The organism is Isoptericola sp. NPDC058082 (genome assembly GCF_042885055.1).
Taxonomy (GTDB): domain Bacteria; phylum Actinomycetota; class Actinomycetes; order Actinomycetales; family Cellulomonadaceae; genus Isoptericola.
The window spans coordinates 236,257-252,979 of sequence record NZ_JBHVSQ010000002.1; the positions used below are offsets into that span (position 1 = coordinate 236,257).

At 74.7% G+C, this 16,723-nt stretch carries 14 protein-coding genes; 4 read left to right on the plus strand and 10 right to left on the minus strand.

Annotated elements, in window-relative coordinates:
• Positions 1-40: 40 nt before the first annotated feature.
• The 5 genes from ACFVS0_RS04065 to ACFVS0_RS04085 form a co-directional block, all read right to left on the minus strand.
• A complete protein-coding gene (locus ACFVS0_RS04065) occupies positions 41-1,021 on the minus strand; it encodes an exopolyphosphatase (protein WP_430587229.1) in 981 nt (326 codons plus the stop codon).
• Positions 1,022-1,088: 67 nt separating this feature from the next.
• Entirely contained in the window at positions 1,089-1,613 is a 525-nt protein-coding gene (locus ACFVS0_RS04070; RefSeq protein ID WP_430587230.1) for a DUF501 domain-containing protein, read from the minus strand.
• 90 nt (positions 1,614-1,703) lie between these two features.
• Positions 1,704-2,852, minus strand: a complete 1,149-nt coding sequence (gene dgoD, locus ACFVS0_RS04075; RefSeq protein WP_430562382.1) for a galactonate dehydratase — start codon at positions 2,850-2,852, stop codon at positions 1,704-1,706.
• A 28-nt stretch (positions 2,853-2,880) separates the two neighbouring features.
• A complete protein-coding gene (locus tag ACFVS0_RS04080) occupies positions 2,881-3,498 on the minus strand; it encodes a 2-dehydro-3-deoxy-6-phosphogalactonate aldolase (RefSeq protein WP_430548829.1) in 618 nt (205 codons plus the stop codon).
• Positions 3,495-4,565 (minus strand): 2-dehydro-3-deoxygalactonokinase, encoded by a 1,071-nt coding sequence (locus tag ACFVS0_RS04085; protein ID WP_430587231.1) that lies wholly within the window; start codon positions 4,563-4,565, stop codon positions 3,495-3,497. Before ACFVS0_RS04085 ends, ACFVS0_RS04080 begins: the two co-directional genes overlap by 4 nt.
• A 71-nt stretch (positions 4,566-4,636) precedes the next feature.
• Between ACFVS0_RS04085 and ACFVS0_RS04090 the strand changes: the two genes are divergently transcribed.
• Positions 4,637-5,488, plus strand: a complete 852-nt coding sequence (locus ACFVS0_RS04090) for an IclR family transcriptional regulator (protein WP_430587232.1) — start codon at positions 4,637-4,639, stop codon at positions 5,486-5,488.
• 55 nt (positions 5,489-5,543) lie between these two features.
• Here the strand turns inward: ACFVS0_RS04090 and ACFVS0_RS04095 are convergent, their stop codons facing one another.
• Positions 5,544-6,383: a septum formation initiator family protein gene (locus ACFVS0_RS04095; RefSeq protein WP_430587233.1), complete on the minus strand. Its 840-nt coding sequence runs from the start codon at positions 6,381-6,383 to the stop codon at positions 5,544-5,546.
• 263 nt (positions 6,384-6,646) lie between these two features.
• The gene (gene eno / locus ACFVS0_RS04100) at positions 6,647-7,930 is read right to left on the minus strand and encodes a phosphopyruvate hydratase (RefSeq protein WP_430548825.1); all 1,284 of its coding nucleotides are present in this window, start codon (positions 7,928-7,930) and stop codon (positions 6,647-6,649) included.
• A 177-nt stretch (positions 7,931-8,107) separates the two neighbouring features.
• Here eno and ACFVS0_RS04105 point away from each other — a divergent pair, with 177 nt between their 5' ends.
• Complete coding sequence (locus tag ACFVS0_RS04105) at positions 8,108-8,800, plus strand: hypothetical protein (protein ID WP_430587234.1); 693 nt, start codon at positions 8,108-8,110, stop codon at positions 8,798-8,800.
• A 20-nt stretch (positions 8,801-8,820) separates the two neighbouring features.
• On the opposite strand, the gene ACFVS0_RS04110 is transcribed toward ACFVS0_RS04105, so the two are convergent.
• Together ACFVS0_RS04110 and ACFVS0_RS04115 are read right to left on the minus strand one after the other, a co-directional pair.
• Complete coding sequence (locus ACFVS0_RS04110; protein ID WP_430562388.1) at positions 8,821-9,492, minus strand: DNA alkylation repair protein; 672 nt, start codon at positions 9,490-9,492, stop codon at positions 8,821-8,823.
• 79 nt (positions 9,493-9,571) lie between these two features.
• Complete coding sequence (locus ACFVS0_RS04115) at positions 9,572-10,990, minus strand: hypothetical protein (RefSeq protein WP_430587235.1); 1,419 nt, start codon at positions 10,988-10,990, stop codon at positions 9,572-9,574.
• 189 nt (positions 10,991-11,179) lie between these two features.
• On the opposite strand from ACFVS0_RS04115, the gene ACFVS0_RS04120 reads away from it, so the two are divergent.
• Entirely contained in the window at positions 11,180-11,614 is a 435-nt protein-coding gene (locus tag ACFVS0_RS04120; RefSeq protein ID WP_430587236.1) for a TIGR03618 family F420-dependent PPOX class oxidoreductase, read from the plus strand.
• Positions 11,615-11,815: 201 nt separating this feature from the next.
• Positions 11,816-13,015 carry an oxygenase MpaB family protein gene (locus ACFVS0_RS04125; protein WP_430587237.1) on the plus strand — a complete coding sequence of 400 codons (1,200 nt, stop codon included), beginning with the start codon at positions 11,816-11,818 and terminating at the stop codon, positions 13,013-13,015.
• 32 nt (positions 13,016-13,047) lie between these two features.
• Here ACFVS0_RS04125 and mfd read toward each other — a convergent pair whose 3' ends face one another.
• Entirely contained in the window at positions 13,048-16,653 is a 3,606-nt protein-coding gene (mfd, locus tag ACFVS0_RS04130; protein ID WP_430587238.1) for a transcription-repair coupling factor, read from the minus strand.
• Between the last annotated feature and the right edge of the window lie 70 nt (positions 16,654-16,723).

A 16,723-nucleotide genomic window follows, 5' to 3' on the forward strand; every position in this document is an offset into this window, starting at 1 on the left:
CGCGCCGACGAGCCGTCGGCGCGTCTCGGCCGGCGTGCGCTCAGGCGAGGGAGAGCGCGATGCCGTCCAGGATGTCGCTCTCGCTGGTGACGACGTCCGCGAGCTCGCCGGCCGCGGCGGCGACGTCGTCGCGCACCCGCCGCACGACCTCCGCCCAGACCAGCGCGCCCGCGCCGATGACGTCCGCGCGACCGGGGTGCATGAACCCGAGGGCGAGGCGCTGCTCGCGGCTGCGGTGCAGCAGGTCGTCGCACGCGGCGAGCACCCGGTCGACGCCCAGGACGGCGCCGTGCACGGCGTCGCGCCGGTACTCGGCCAGCCCCAGGGCGTGCGCGGTCACGGACGTCACCGAGCCGGCGAGGCCGACGAGCGTCGTGGTCCGGCCGAACGGGACGGTCCGGGCGGCGGTGTCGAGCGCGCCGCGCACGTCGGCGCGGGCGGCCTCCACCTCGGCCGGCGCCGGCGGGTCGGAGTGCAGGTGGCGCTCCGTCATCCGCACCGAGCCGACGTCGAGCGAGAGGGCGGCCTCCGGCGTCGTCGTGCCGAGCACCAGCTCGGTCGAGCCGCCGCCGAGGTCCACGACCAGGTACGGCCCGGGGTGCTGCGAGGCCACGCCCGCGGTGGCGCCGCGGAAGGAGAGCTCCGCCTCCTCACGCCCGGAGACCACCTCGGGGTCGACGCCCACGGCCGCGCGGACGCCGTCGAAGAACTCCCGCCGGTTGCGCGCGTCGCGCGTGGCCGACGTCGCCACGAAGCGGACCCGCGTGGCCCCTGCCTCGGCGATCACCGCGGCGTACTCGCGCGATGCCTCCAGCGTCCGCGCCAGCGCCTCCGGGGCGAGCTCGCCCGTGCGGTCCACACCCTGGCCGAGGCGCACGATGCGCAGCCGCCGGTCGACCTCCGTGAGGGTGCCGCCGGGCGCGACGTCGGCGACCAGGAGGCGGATGGAGTTGGTGCCGCAGTCGATCGCGGCGACCCGGGTCGACGTGGACGGTGCGGAGGGCGCGGGGCGTTCGGTCACGGGCGACACGATCTCATCCGACACCGACGCCACGCCTCTCGGGACCGGGACGTGTGACGGACGTCGTTCAGCAGCTGCAGCGGTCGGGCCGCCACTGGTCGCGCACCAGCGCGAGCGCCTCGTCGCCGAGCGGGTTCACGCCCGGACCGGCGGCCAGCGCGTGCCCCATGAGCACGTGGATGCACTTGACGCGCGTGGGCATGCCACCGGCGGAGATGCCCTCGATCTCGTCGACCTGCCCGAGCTCGGCGCGCCGCGCCAGATAGTGCTCGTGCGCCCGGCGGTAGGCGGCCGCGAGCTCCTCGTCCTCGGCGAGGCGCGTCGTCATCTCCTTCATCACGCCGTCCGCCTCCAGCCGCGAGGCGGCCGCGACCGCCCCCGGGTGCGTGAGGTAGAACGTGGTCGGGAACGGCGTGCCGTCGGGCAGCCGCGGCGCGGTGCGCACGACGAGCGGGCGACCGCACACGCAGCGCGCGGCGATGCCGACGACGCCGCGCGGCTCGCGCCCGAGCTGCTCGGCGAGCACCTCGAGGTCGCGCTCGGTGACCACGGTCGGGTCGGCGTCACCGACGGGGGCGGAGTGGTCGGTCATAGGGGCGGTCCTCGGGGCGTTCGCGGGCGGGGCAGCCCCCATTCTCCCCCGGGCCCGGCCCCGGTCGCGCCGCTGCCGGGGTGCGCCCGCTCACCACTCCGCGAACGAGCCGTCGGCGTGCCGCCACACGGGGTTGCGCCACCGGTGCCCGACGGCGGCCCGCTGGCGCACGTAGTCCTCGTCCACCTCGATGCCGAGGCCGGGGCCGCGCGGGATCTCGACGGACCCGTCGGAGTAGGCGAAGACGGTCGGGTCGACGACGTAGTCGAGCAGGTCGTTGGAGGTGTTGTAGTGGATGCCCAGGCTCTGCTCCTGGATCACCGCGTTGTACGCGACGGCGTCGAGCTGGAGGCAGGCGGCGAGCGCGATCGGCCCGAGCGGGCAGTGCGGGGCGACGGCGATGTCGTAGGCCTCCGCCATCGCCGCGATCTTGCGCACCTCGGTGATGCCGCCGGCGTGCGAGAGGTCGGGCTGGATCACGTCGACGACGCCGGACGTGATGACGTCCTTGAAGTCCCACCGCGAGTACAGCCGCTCCCCCAGCGCGATCGGCGTGCTCGACGCGCGGAGCACGTCCGCGATGCCGTCGACGTGCTCGGACAGCACCGGCTCCTCGACGAACATCAGGTGGTACGGCTCCAGCGCCTCGAGGAGGACGCGCGCCATCGGGCGGTGCACGCGCCCGTGGAAGTCGACGCCGATGCCGACGTCGGGCCCCACGGCCTCGCGGACGGCGGCGACGTTGGCGACGACCTTCTCGACCTTGTCCCGGGTGTCGAGGTACTGGAGCTCCTCCGGGCCGTTCATCTTCACGGCGGAGAAGCCGCGCGCGACGGCCTCCCGCGCGGCCGCGGCGGTCTCGGCCGGCCGGTCGCCGCCGATCCACGAGTACACCTTGATGCGGTCGCGCACCCGCCCGCCCAGCAGCTCGTGCACGGGGACGCCGAGCGCCTTGCCCTTGATGTCCCACAGCGCCTGGTCGATGCCGGCCAGCGCGCTCATGTGGACGCCGCCGCCCCGGTAGAACCCGGAGCGGTACAGCACGGTCCAGTGGTCCTCGATCTGCCGGGGGTCCTTGCCCACCAGGTAGTCGGACAGCTCCTCGACGGCGGCCGCGACGCTCGCGGCACGGCCCTCCAGGACGGGTTCTCCCCAGCCGACGATCCCCTGGTCGGTCTCGATCTTCAGGAAGAGCCAGCGGGGCGGGACGACGAACGTCGTCAACGACGTGATCTTCACGGCTTGCCTTTCAGCGTGTGACGCGTGGTCAGTGGTCGGTGTGGTCGGCCCAGACGCGGACGAGCTCGGCGGCGCGCGCGGCGACGGTCTCGGCGGCGTCGCCCGGCCGGTACAGCGAGGTGCCCAGGCCCGCGCCCGCCGCGCCGGCGCGCGCCCACTCGCCCAGGTTCGTGGCGTCGACCCCGCCCACCGGGACGAGCGCCGTGCCGGTCGGCAGCACGCTCGCCCAGGCGCGCAGGCCCGACACCCCGACCGCGGAGGCCGGGAAGAGCTTGACGGCCGTGGCCCCGGCGTCGAGCGCGGCGAACGCCTCGGTGGGCGTCGCCGCCCCCGGGTAGCTCTCCAGCCCGAGGCGCACCGTCTCCGCGACGACGTCGGGCCGCGTGTTCGGCGACACGACGAGCGAGGCTCCGGCGTCGGCGGCGCGGCGCACGTCCTCGGGCGTGAGCACGGTGCCCGCGCCGACGCGGGCGTCCGGGCCGGCCGCGTCGCGGATGCGGCGGACCGACCCGAGCGGGTCGGGAGAGTTGAGGGGCACCTCGACGGCGTCGAACCCCGCCTCGAGGACGGCGGCCGCGACGTCGACGGACTCCGGCGGCGTGACGCCTCGCAGGATGGCGACGAGGCCGGTGGGTCGGTGCGTCATGAGGTTCCTTCCTCGGTGCTGGACAGGGTCGTGGTGCGCTCGGAAGTCCGGGCCCCGGGGAGCGGCGCGGCCGTCACGAGCCCGGCGTCGCGGGCGACGCGCCACAGGCCGCGCACCGCGACGTCCTCCCCGGCCGTCCGCACCGCGGCGCCGTGTCGCTCGAGCGCCCGGCGGTAGCGCCGCGCGGTCGCGGGTGACGCGCACACCGTGACGAGGGCGGCCGGGTCCGCGCGCAGCGCGTGCCGCACCTCCGAGCCGACGAGGAGGCCCGACACGTAGTCCGCCACCTGGGCGGGCCGGAGCGCGCCGGCCATGACCAGGGTGCGGGCCGTGAACAGCAGGGCCGCCAGCCCGCGCTCGTCCCCCCGCCGCGCGTCGGTGTCGAGGCCCCGGTCGAAGGCCTCCCGGTCGACGGCGTCCCGCCCGGCCGCCGGGTCACCGTGGGGGCCGTCCTCGGCGAGGCGGGCCAGGATGCTGTCGCGCAGCAGGAGGCCGTAGAGCTCGCCGGTCATGACGGTGGCGAAGCCCGTGACGCGGTCGCCGTGGAGGCGCACCCACTTGGAGTGCGTGCCGGGCAGCACCGCCGTGGCGAGCGGCGCCCCGCCCTCCTCGCGGGTCTCCTCCAGCGCGCCGAGCAGCTGCACCTCCTCCCCGCGCAGCACGTCGGGGTCCGGTCCGACGACCCGCAGGCCGGGCACCAGGTGCACGACGGAACCGGCGGCCGGCACCGGCGTGAGGTGGTCGGCGAGCCGCGAGAGCCGGGCGGGCACGTCGAGGTACCCCGCGTCGGCCCAGCCGTGGTTGGAGCCCACCATGCCCGCGCCCAGCACGGGCAGGTCCGGGTGGCGCTCGAGCCAGGGCCCGCACAGGCGCGCGAACGTCCGCTCGAACGCGGCGGCGCGCTCGGGCGCGGAGCCGGTTCCCGCGGAGCAGCGGAGGGTGCCGTCGTCCGTGCGGACCTCGTCGAGGACACCGCCCGCGGCGTCCAGGAGCCAACCGCGGAAGCTGGAGGTGCCCCAGTCGAGGGCGACGAGCGCTGCGTCGCGCCGGGGTGCGTCATCGGCCATGATCGGGAACGGTAGGCAGCCGATCCCGACTATGAGAACCGCGTCCCTATTATCGGGATATGCTCCTCGCCGTGAGCCCCTCCGCCTCCCCGGACGCCCCCGCGCCCCCTCCCGGGGCCCGGGCCGGCACCCGCGCCCCGGCGGCGCCCCCGCCCCCCGGCACGCAGACGCTGGCCCGCGGCATCGCCGTCGTCGACGCCGTCGCGCGCGGGCACGGACGCCTGCGCGACATCGCCGCCGAGACCGGCGTCGGCCGCAGCACCACCCACCGCCTCCTGCAGCTGCTGCTCGCGACCGGCTACGTGCGCCACCTCGACGACGGGCGGTACGCGCTCGGCCCCGCGCTCATCGAGCTCGGCTACCAGGCGCTGCAGGAGAACCCGGTCGCCGACGTCGCGGCCGGGCCGCTCCGGGCGCTCGCCGCCCGGGTCTCGGACACCGTGCACCTCGCCATCGAGGACCGCGGCCAGGTGCTCTACCTCGACAAGATCCCCGGCACCCGCGGCGCGGAGATGCGTTCGCGGGTCGGGCACCGGATGCCGCTCACGCGTACCGGGGTGGGCAAGGCCCTGCTGCTCGACCAGCCCGAGCGGTGGCGCGAGCAGTTCGTCGCCGATCGGCGCGTCGGCGGGGACGCCTCGGACGGCCCCGCGGCGGACGTGCTCACGCCCGACGAGTTCGTCGCCGTCATGGAGGCGTCCGCCCGCCGGGGCGTCGCGTTCGACCTGGAGGAGAACGAACCCGGCATCCTCTGCGTCGCCGCGCCCGTGCGCGACGCCTCCGGCGCCGTCGCCGCGGCCGTGAGCGTCTCCGCCACCCGCCCGTACATGCCGCCGGCCCGGGTCGAGTCGCTCGTGCCCGTCGTGCTCGGCGCCGCCGCCGCCGTCGCGGCCGGGCTCGGCTACCGCCCCGGCGGCCGCTGAGCGCGGCGCCGTCCGCGGCCCGGCCCAGCGGATCACGCCCGGCGCATCGTGCTGCTCAGCCGGCCCCGGACGACGGGGTCCCCGAGCCGCCGGGCTCGGGACCGTCGCCCGCGGTGTCGTCCTCCGTGGCATCGTCCGCGGCGTCGTCCGTGGCCGCGGGGCCGTCGGCGACCCGCACCGACTCCCAGACCGACTGGTACCAGGGCACGCTCGGCCCGGTGGACGTCCCCACCGGCCCGGAGCCGACGGCCTCGCCCGTCACCGGGTCGACGTCGTCGTCCCCCGCGGCGTCCGGGTCGACCACGCGCCACACCTTGTCGGCGGGCATGACGAAGCTGAGCCGCGACCGCGCCTGCTCCTCGACGTACGACCGGTCCTCCCAGCGGCCGAGCTCCACCTCCAGGCGGTCGCGCTCGGCCCGGTTCTGCGCCAGTTCCGTGCGCAGCCGGTCCAGCTCGTGCGCCTGGGTCACCGCGCCGCGCACCGTGGGCAGCAGGAGCACCACCGCGAGCAGCACCACCACCGACAGCACGATGAGCCGGACGGTGAGCACCTCCGGCAGCACCAGCCCGTAACGGCTGCGGCGCCGGTCCTCGCGCGCCGGCCCCGCCGGCCGACGCGACCCGCGTCGCCCGCTCGCCGTGCCCTTGCCGGTGCTCGCGCCGGAGCCCTTTCCGGAGCCCTTGCCGGAGGCTGGGGCGGCGCCCTTCGCGCTGCCGGCGCCCTTGCTCGTGCCGTTGCTCGCGGCCTTGCTCGTGCCCTTCGCCGGCGCCTTGGGCTTGGTGCCCACCGACGCGTTCGACGTCGTCGTGGGCCGTGCGGAGCCGCCGCGCGCCCCCGAGGGCCGCGACGCCGGGCGGCGGGCGGCGGGCGAGGTCGGGCGACGGGCAGGCACGCCCCGATTCTGCCGAGCCGCACCGCCCGGGCCGGGGACCGTCGTCGGCGCGCCCGCGAGCAGACCCGCCGAGGTAGTTCAGATCGCGCCGAGGTAGTCCGGATCGCGCCGAGGTAGTCCGGATCGCGCCGAGGTAGTTCGGATCGTGCCGAGGCAGTAGGTGGGACCACTACCTCGGCACGGCTCGTACTACCTCACGGGACGACGACGGCCGGTCGCCCCCGCGGGAGCGACCGGCCGTCGTCGTGCGGCGTCCGGGGGCGTCAGCCCTGGAAGCGCGGGAAGGCCGAACGGCCGGCGTACCGACCGGCGTCGTCCAGCGCCTCCTCGATGCGCAGGAGCTGGTTGTACTTGTTGATGCGCTCGCCGCGGGCGGTGGCGCCGGTCTTGATCTGGCCGGCGTTGGTCGCGACGGACAGGTCGGCGATGGTGGTGTCCTCGGTCTCGCCGGAGCGGTGCGAGGTCATCGTCGTGAAGCCGTTGCGCTGCGCGAGCGTGACGGCGTCGAGCGTCTCGGTGAGCGTGCCGATCTGGTTGAGCTTGACCAGCAGCGAGTTGGCGGCCTTCTCCTCGATGCCGCGGGCGAGGCGCTCGGGGTTGGTGACGAACAGGTCGTCGCCGACGACCTGCACCTTGTCGCCGACCTCGGAGACGAACTGCGTCCAGGCGGCCCACTCGTCCTCGGACAGCGGGTCCTCGATGGAGACGATCGGGTAGTTCGCGACCAGGCCCTCGTAGAGCTTGATCATGTCCGCGGTGGAGTGCACCTCGCCGTTCTTGAAGTGGTACGCCCCGTCCTTGAAGAACTCGGTCGCGGCGACGTCCATCGCGATGGCGACGTCGGAGCCCGGCGTGAAGCCCGCCTTCTCGATCGCCTCGACGATGAGGTCCAGGGCGGCGGAGTTCGACGGCAGGTCGGGGGCGAAGCCGCCCTCGTCGCCGAGGCCCGTGGAGAAGCCCTTGCCCTTCAGCACGCTCTTGAGCGCGTGGTAGACCTCGGTGCCCGTGCGCAGGGCCTCCTTGAAGGTCGGCGCGCCGATCGGCGCGATCATGAACTCCTGGAAGTCCACCGTCGAGTCGGCGTGCGACCCGCCGTTGATGATGTTCATCATCGGCACGGGCAGCACGTGCGCGTTCGGGCCGCCCACGTAGCGGAACAGGTCCAGGCCGGCCGACTTCGCGGCGGCCTTCGCGACGGCGAGCGAGACGCCCAGGATCGCGTTGGCGCCCAGCTTGCCCTTGTTCGGGGTGCCGTCCAGCTCGATCAGCGTCTGGTCGATGATGCGCTGCTCCTCGGCGTCGTAGCCGATGAGCTCGGGGGCGATGTCGTCGATGACCGCGTTGACCGCGCCCTCGACGCCCTTGCCCAGGTAGCGCCCCTTGTCGCCGTCACGACGCTCGACGGCCTCGAAGGCGCCGGTCGAGGCGCCCGACGGGACCGCCGCACGGGCGAACGTGCCGTCGTCCAGCGCGATCTCCACCTCGACGGTGGGGTTGCCGCGCGAGTCGAGGATCTCGCGTGCTCCAACGGCTTCGATGCTTGCCACGGGCTGCTCCTTCAGACGGGGCTCGCGGGCGACCGCGCGGCAAGGCCCAGGCGAAGGTGCCCGGGGCCGCTGACGCCCGCGACGGTGCTGGGTTGACCCGCCCAGCCTAGACCGGCGTCCACCCGGTGGCTCCCTCGACCACCCAGCGGTCACGGTCGCGCCGATAGCGTGGACCCCGTGGACAGCGTCTGGGACTTCCTCGGCTCGTACTGGTGGCTGATCTTCTTCGTCGGCCCGGCCGTCGGCGGTGCCGCGCGGGGCATCTCGAGCTGGGACCGGCAGCGCCGCCAGGACAAGCTCGAGATGTACCGCATCAAGCACGGCGCCCCGCCGCCCGCCGCCCCGGCCGCGCAGGCCGACGAGGAGGCCCTGACCAGCGAGATCGAGCGCACCGTGGCCGCGCACGACGCGACGCAGCAGCGCTGGCTGGCGTACGAGCTCGACGCCGTGAAGTCGCTCGAGTACCCCCTGATGTCCGACATGCGGGAGCAGGTCACCGTCGACTTCCACCGCGCCCGCCGGGCGGCCGAGGACCTCCGACCCGACGACCTGGACGGGCTGCGCGACCGCCGCCGCCTCGACCGCTACCGCGACGCGGTCCGCGAGATGCAGGTCCGGTTCGACGTCGCGGAGCGGGAGGCGAAGCGGCGCCGCGCGTCCGACTTCTCCCCCGCCGAGCGGCAGGCCCTCGACCGGGCGAAGAAGCTCCTGGCGATGGCCGACGACGAGGGCTCGTCGCAGGCCGAGCGGCAGTCCGCGTACCGGCGGGCCATGAAGGAGCTCGAGGGGATCGTCGTGCTGCCCGACGCCGCCACCGACGCGCTCGAGCAGCGCATCGCGGGCGAGCTGGGGCGGGCCGCGGGCGACTGACCCGCCCGGGCCGGCACCGGTCAGCGCTCGTCGGGCAGCTTCTGCCGGGCCTCGCGCCGCAGGGGCGGCGCGAGCGCGTCGCCCATCCGGTCCAGGAAGGCGCGGACGGCCGCGGGATCGGCACCGCCGGCGTGCTTGAGGGCGATGCCCACCGGCTTGCGGACCACCGGGTCGGGATCGGTGTGCAGCAGCTCGACGAGGCGCAGCAGGTCGGCGATCCCGGCGGGGTGCGGCGGCCGCGTGTACGCCAGCGGCGCGGTCAGCGCCGTGCGGCGGCGCAGCGGGTCGTCCGAGCGGGCGAGGTCGAACAACGGCTCGCGGGAACGGTCGCGCAGGTAGAGCCCGACGACGCGCGGCGCCGCCCGGTCGACCATGTCCCACGTGTCGATGCGGTCGTGCCGGTCGAGGTAGGTGCGGTACCGCGCCTCCCGCTCGGCGTCGGTGACGCGCGGGCGCCGGACGGCGAAGTCCAGCACGCAGAACGCGGCGAGCCGCGGCTCGTAAGCGGGCTCGTCGAGCAGGCGGTGCACCTGGTCCAGCGGCATCGCGGCGTACCGCTTCGCCACGTCGAACAGCGTGCCCATCCGGACGCCGAGCACCTCGCCGCTCCCGGCGTAGTGCCGGTTCGGGTGCGCCGCCGGGTCCGCGACGGCGTGCAGGTCGGCGACGACGGCGTCGGCGGTGAGGTCCACGGGACCACGGTAGGGACCCGGGCCGGCACCCGCCCGGCGCGCGCGGTTCAGGCGGCCGGCGTCGGCGCGGCGCCGACCGTCAGCGGCTGGGCTGCGCCACATCGGGGACGTCGGGCGCGCCGGTCGCGGCCTCGACGTCGGGCCGGGGCGGCCGCGCCACCAGCTCCAGCAGGGCGATGAGGACGCCGGCCACCAGCGCGGTGCCGATGATGAGCCCCGGGGTGGGGCTGCCCGCGAGCAGCAGCACCAGAGCGGCGAGGACGATGATCGCCACGCGGACCACGGTGCGGTACCGGCCCAGCCAGTCGCCCACCGGCCCGGTCGAGACCCCGCGCCCCTCGCCGTAGTCCCGCAGCCGCGCGAACCCGCGGCCCGCGCCCGCGCGCAGCGACCGCGCCGATGCGCTGCTCCCGCCCAGGTACGCGACGATCGCGACCACGAGGCCGAGCACGCCGACCGTGCGCAGCGTGACCCGCAGGAACGACACCACCTGGTCGAACAGCACCTCGGCCGCGTCCAGCCGCAGCACCACGTCCTTCAGGGCGTCGAGGTAGATCCCCCGCGCGATCGCGAGGCCGACGGCGAGCACCACCATCCCGGCCGCGAGGGCAAGCCCGGCCACGACCAGGGTGCGCGCCTTGTGCCGCGCGACGAGCACGCCCGCGGCCAGCAGGCCGAGCGAGATCCAGGGCAGCCACGTCCCGAGCGCCACGACCTGCGCGTACCGGTTCTGCACCTGCACGAGCTGCGACGTCTGCATGAGCGTGAACGTCGCGTTCACCTCCGGGATCCGCGCCGCGATGCCGAGGCCCCGGTCGACGAGCCGCTGCTTGAGCAGGTCGATCATGCCGGAGAGCTGGATGGTGAGCTGGCCGTCCTGCCCGATCTGCAGCAGCTCCCCGCCCTCGCCGCGCATCGTCGCGACGAGCTGCTGGTGGGCGACCCGGTTGGCCTGCACCCAGGCGTCCTCGAACGCGTCGCTGGTCACGACGCCGTCGGCCGCGCGACGCACGAAGGACTCGACGCCGCTGGTCAGCGGGCCCTCGAGCTGGGTGAGCGCCTCGGTCGCCCGCGGCCCGACCCCCCGCTCCTCCAGGCCGTCGACCACCGTGCCGACGATGGCGTTGACGTCGATCTGCTCCATCACGACGTCGGTGAGCCGGCCGGCGACGGCGCCCTGGATCGCCGGGTCCGAGGCGATCGGCCCCACCGTGGCGACGTACCGGTCCGTGTCGGTGAGCGTGCGCTCCGCCCAGGCGGCCACCACGGCGACGGGCGCCAGCAGCGCGCCGAGGACGACGAGCACGACGGCGGCCGCGGCCCGGCCGCGGTGGCGCGGCTCGCGGGGCGCCGCCGGCGCCGCGGCCACGACGACGGACTGGCCGCCGACCGCCGCGAGCCGCGCGCGCAGCTCGGCGTTCTCGCGCTCGAGCGCGGCGAGCCTAGCCGCCGCGTCGCCCGGCACCCCGGTGCCGCCGTCGTCGATCGTGCCGCTCATCGCGTCCCCGTCCGCCGCCCCGTGCCCGGCCCGCGGGTCGCGGGCCCTCGCGGAGGGCGCGGCCAGCCCGCGCCGCGCCGTCCGCTCCTCATGCTAGGAACGGAAGCCGCGCTCCACCTGGCGGGACGGCAAATCCACCCGGGTGCGGCACCAGCGCTCATTCCCGGCGCCCGCGTGGGTCGACCCGTCATGACGACCGCACCCGAGCCCCGCCTCGACCCGATGCCCGGTCCCGCCCACCTGCCCGAGACCGCCCGCCGTCTCGTCGCCGAGCCCCATGTGGCGCACCTGGCGACGCTGCTGGCCGACGGCTCGCCGCACAGCGTGCCGCTGTGGGTGGCCTGGGAGGGCGACCACCTCGCGTTCCTCACGGGCCCGCGCTCGCAGAAGGCACGCAACGTGGGGCGCGACCCGCGCGTCGCCGTGTCCGTGATGCACACCGAGCGTCCCTGGGAGATGGCCATGCTGCGCGGCCGCGTCGTTCAGGTGCTCGACGGCGACCGCGGGTGGGCCGTCGTCGACAGGATCGCCCGCGTGCACACCGGTGCCGACTACCCGCGCGGGGAGGAGCGCGTCGCCTTCCTCGTCGACGTGGAGCACGCCGCCGCGCAGTCGTTCGGCTGACGGGGCGGGCACGTCGAGGGCTACCGTGTCCCGGCCAGGGGTTGTGCCGCGCCGCCAACGGTCATATGTTAACGGCGAATCACACGTGAACAACCGGCCAGCACATCGGTCCGGACGGGCGCCCCGCCCCCGGACGGCGTCGACGACGATGCCGCCGCGGGGCCCCGTCCCCGTCGGAAACAGGTGGTCCCCGTGAACGAGATGAACAGACGCACCCTCTTGACCCTGGGCGCGGCGCTCGGCCTGACGAGCGTGGCGGCGCCGGGCGCGGCCTGGTCCTGGTCCCCGTCTCGATCGGTGGCGCGCAGCGGCACCGGCGTCGACCCCCTGTGGGTCTGGGACGACGAGATCGACGCGATCATGGCGTCGGTGCTCGACGCGGGCAAGGTTCCCGCGGTGAACGACGCCATCGGCCCGTGGGTGGACAACGACCACCCCGTCCCCGCGGGCCTGCCGACCGACCTGGCCGGCTTCCTGCAGCGCTCGACGCGCCTGCCCGACTGGGCCGACCGCGACAAGCTGCGCCTCGCCGCGGACTTCAACCGGCGCAAGGACCTGTACCTCTTCCTCATCTACGGCCTCGGCGGCGGCATCATGAGCACCGTAATCCCGCGCGAGGCGAAGTCCGTGTACTGGTCCAAGGGCGGGGCCGACATGCAGGACCGGGCGGCGAAGACGTTCACGTTCGGCTACGACCTCACCGACCTCAACGCCTACGAGCCCGACGGCCAGATGATCGTCACGGCGAACAAGACCCGCATGGTGCACGCGGCCGTGCGCCACCTCCTGCCCCAGTCCCCGTACTGGAAGGCGGTCGCGGACGAGACGATCCCGATCAGCAACATGGACATCCTCGTCACCTTCCACAGCACCGGCACCTTCGCCCACCAGACCATGAAGAAGTGGGGCATCAGGATGTCGGCGGCGGAGGAGGAGGCGTTCCTGCACCACTGGCAGGTGGCGCTGCACTTCCTGGGCGTCAGGGACGAGTACATCCCCGCGACCTGGGCCGACGCGCACGCCCAGTCCGAGCAGGTGCTGACGCCGTTGCTGGCGCCCACGCCCGAGGGCAAGGACCTCGCCGAGGTGCTCCTCGGCCTCACCGCCCAGGTCGACCTCGGCGTCACGCGCGGGTTCCTCAACGAGTTCGTGGTCTATCAGCTGGGCGAGGACGTCGCCGAGTGGCTGAACCTCAAGCGCGACCCGGCCTCCCGAGCCCTCATCCGCACGGTCTGGCCGGCGTACATCAAGTTCCGCGAGGGCCTCATCCCCGTCGCGCCCGTGTCGTTCCGCCTGTTCGACCAGTTCGTCAAGGCGCTCGGCATGGCGTTCCTCAACAAGGGCGAGTCGGGCAAGACCACGCCCATCACCATCCCCGACGGCAACCGCCCCGGCGTCTGACGCCCCCGCCGAGGTGGTCCCCGTGCCGGGGACTACCTCGGCGACCCGGTGCCGACGCTCGCCGCGGCCGAGACCTCCCCGAGCACCACCGCGTCGATGAGCTGCCGCGCCCACGCGAGCACCTCGGCGCCGCGCAGCGGGCGGCCGCCGATGCGCGCCGTCGTCGGGAAGGGCACGAGGAAGGCGCGGATCGCGGGCTTGAGGATCGTGCCCGGGTACAGCCGCTTGAGGCGCAGCTGCGCCGACTCCGCGAGGTCCACCGGCGCGAACCGGACGAACTTGCGCTGCGCCGTGACGTCCGCGAGGCCCGCACGGCGGGCGTGGTTGCGGAAGTCGGCGACGTCGAACAGGGCGGAGGCGACCTCGGGGAGCTTGCCGTAGCGGTCCACCAGCTCGGCCCGCACCTCCGCGAGCGCGGTCGCGTCCTGTGCCGCGGCGATCTTCTTGTACGCCTCGAGGCGCAGCCGCTCGGTCGCGATGTACGACTCGGGCAGGTGGGCGTCCACGGGCAGCTCGATGGTGACCTCGGGCTGCTCCTCCTCGCGCTCGCCGCGGAACGCGGCCACGGCCTCGCCGACCATGCGCACGTACAGGTCGAAGCCGACCCCCGCGATGTGGCCCGACTGCTCGCCGCCGAGCAGATTGCCCGCGCCCCGGATCTCCAGGTCCTTCATGGCGATCTGCATGCCGGCGCCGAGGTCCGTGTGCGCGGCCATCGTGGACAGCCGGTCGTGCGCGGTGTCGGTGAGCGGCCGCTCCGGCGGGTACAGGAAGTACGCGTACGCGCGCTCGCGGCCACGGCCCACGCGCCCACGCAGCTGGTGCAGCTGGGACAGGCCCAGCACGTCCGCGCGCTCCAGGATCAGCGTGTTGGCGTTGGAGATGTCCAGCCCGGTCTCGATGATCGTCGTGCAGACCAGCACGTCCAGCTCCTTCTCCCAGAAGGCGCGGATCACCTGGTCGAGCTGGTGCTCGCTCATCTTGCCGTGCGCGACGCCGATGCGGGCCTCGGGCACGAGCTCCGCCAGCCGCGACGCCGTCTTCTGGATGGTCTCCACCTTGTTGTGCACGTAGAAGACCTGGCCCTCGCGCAGCAGCTCGCGCCGGACCGCCGCCCCGATCTGCTTCTCCTCGTACGCGCCCACGTAGGTGAGCACGGGGTGGCGCTCCTCCGGCGGGGTGGCGAGGGTCGACATCTCGCGGATGCCGGTGACCGCCATCTCGAGCGTGCGCGGGATCGGCGTCGCGGACATCGCCAGCACGTCGACGTTGGTGCGCAGCTGCTTGAGCGTCTCCTTGTGCTCCACGCCGAACCGCTGCTCCTCGTCCACGATCACGAGGCCGAGGTCCTTGAACCGCACCGACCCCGTGAGCAGGCGGTGCGTGCCGATGACGATGTCGACGGTGCCCTTGCCGAGCCCCTCCACCGTCTCGGCCGACTCCTTGTCGGACTGGAAGCGGGACAGCGCCCGCACCGTCACGGGGAACCCGGCGTACCGCTCGGAGAACGTGTCGAAGTGCTGCTGCACCAGCAGCGTCGTCGGCACCAGCACGGCCACCTGCTTGCCGTCCTGCACCGCCTTGAACGCGGCGCGGATCGCGATCTCCGTCTTGCCGTAGCCGACGTCGCCGCAGACCAGGCGGTCCATCGGCACGGCCTTCTCCATGTCGGCCTTGACCTCGTCGATGGTCACGAGCTGGTCGGGCGTCTCGACGTACGCGAACGCGTCCTCCAGCTCCCGCTGCCACGGGGTGTCCGGGCCGAAGGCGTGCCCCTGCGTGGCCATGCGCGCCGAGTACAGGCGGATCAGCTCGCCCGCGATCTCCTTGACGTGCTTGCGGGCGCGCGCCTTGGTGTTCTTCCAGTCCGCGCCGCCCATCTTGGACAGCGACGGCGCCTCGCCGCCCGTGTACTTGGTGACCTGGTCGAGCTGGTCCATCGGCACGAACAACCGGTCGCCCGGCTGCCCGCGCTTGGACGACGCGTACTCGATGACGAGGTACTCGCGGGTCGCCGCGTTGGCGCCCGCGCCGAGCGTGCGCTGCACCATCTCGACGAACCGCCCCACGCCGTGCTGCTCGTGCACCACGTAGTCGCCGCCGCGCAGCTGCAGCGGGTCGACGACGTTGCGCCGCCGGCTCGGCATCTTGCGCATGTCGCGGGTGGTGGAGCCCTGCCGCCCCGTGAGGTCCGACTCGCTGAACACCGCGAGCTTCAGGTCGGTCGCGACGAAGCCCTTGCCCACCAGCGCCGGCGCGACGAGGACGACGCCGCCCTCGGGCTCCTCCCCCAGCTCGGCGACCATGCGCGCCGCCGTGTCCTGCGCGGCCAGCTGCTCGACCATGCGCTTGGCGGGCCCGTGGCCCTCCGTGGTGAGCAGCAGCCGCCAGCCCGCGCGCTGCAGCGTCTGCACGTCGTCCAGCGCCCGCTGGAGGTCGCCGCGGTAGGACTCGACGTCGCGCGCGCCGACGGTGAAGGTCGTGACGCCGTCCACCTCGGCCTCGGGCTCGGTGCCCTCGTCACCCCCCGCGTCGAGCGCGAACGACGACAGCGTCCACCAGCCCAGGCCACGGCGGGCGGCGACGTCGCGCACCTCCGTGAACGTCTCGAACGACGCGGCGGACAGGTCGATCGGCGCGGCCCCACCCGCGACGGCGCCCGTCCAGGCGGCGGCGAGGAACTCCTCGGTGGTGGCGACGAGGTCGTGCGCGCGGCGGCGGACCCGCTCGGGCTCGTCGATGACCAGCAGCGCGTCGTCGGGCACCAGCTCCAGCACCGGCACCATGCGGTCCACGAGCACCGGCGCGAGCGACTCCATGCCCTCGACGGCGACGCCCGCGGCGAGCTTGTCGAGCATCTCGATCGCGCCGGGCAGGCGCTCCACGAGGCCCGCCGCGCGCTCGCGCACCGTGTCGGTGAGCAGGATCTCGCGGCACGGCGGGGCCCACAGGCCGTGCTCGGCGATCTCGAGGGAACGCTGGTCGGCGACCGCGAACCAGCGGATCTCCGTCACCTCGTCGCCCCAGAACTCGATGCGCAGGGGGTGGTCCTCGGTGGGCGGGAAGACGTCGAGGATGCCGCCGCGCACCGCGAACTCGCCGCGGCGCTCCACCATGTCCACGCGCGTGTAGGCGCCGCCCACCAGGCGGTCGGCGACGTCCGTGAGGTCCGCCGTCGAGCCGGTGTGCAGCTCGACCGGCACCAGCTCGCCCAGCCCCTCGACCACCGGCTGCAGCAGCGCGCGGGCGGGCATGACGAGCAGGCGGACCGGGCCGGTCGGGCCGGGCTCCGGGTCCGGGTGCGCGAGCCGGCGGAACACCGCGAGCCGCTTGGCGACCGTGTCCGCGCGGGGCGACAGCCGCTCGTGCGGCAGCGTCTCCCACGACGGCAGCACCGCGACGTCGTCGGCGCGGTCGTCAGGCAGGTAGGCACGCACGGAGGCGGCGAGCTCGTCGGCCTCGCGGCCCGTCGCGGTGACGACGACGAGCGGCCGCCGCTCGGCCGCCGCCGCCAGCAGCGGGGCGCGCACGCCGATCGGCCCGACGACGTCCGCGAAGCCGCGCGCCCGGACGTGCTCGAGCGCGGCAGCGGCGCCGGGGTCGGCGAGGAGGGCGGGGACGATGCCGGTGAGGTTCATGCGGGTCCTTCGGGCGGGGTCTGCGGCGCGGCAGTCGTGTGCGGGCACGACGACAGGCCCAGCTCTCCCC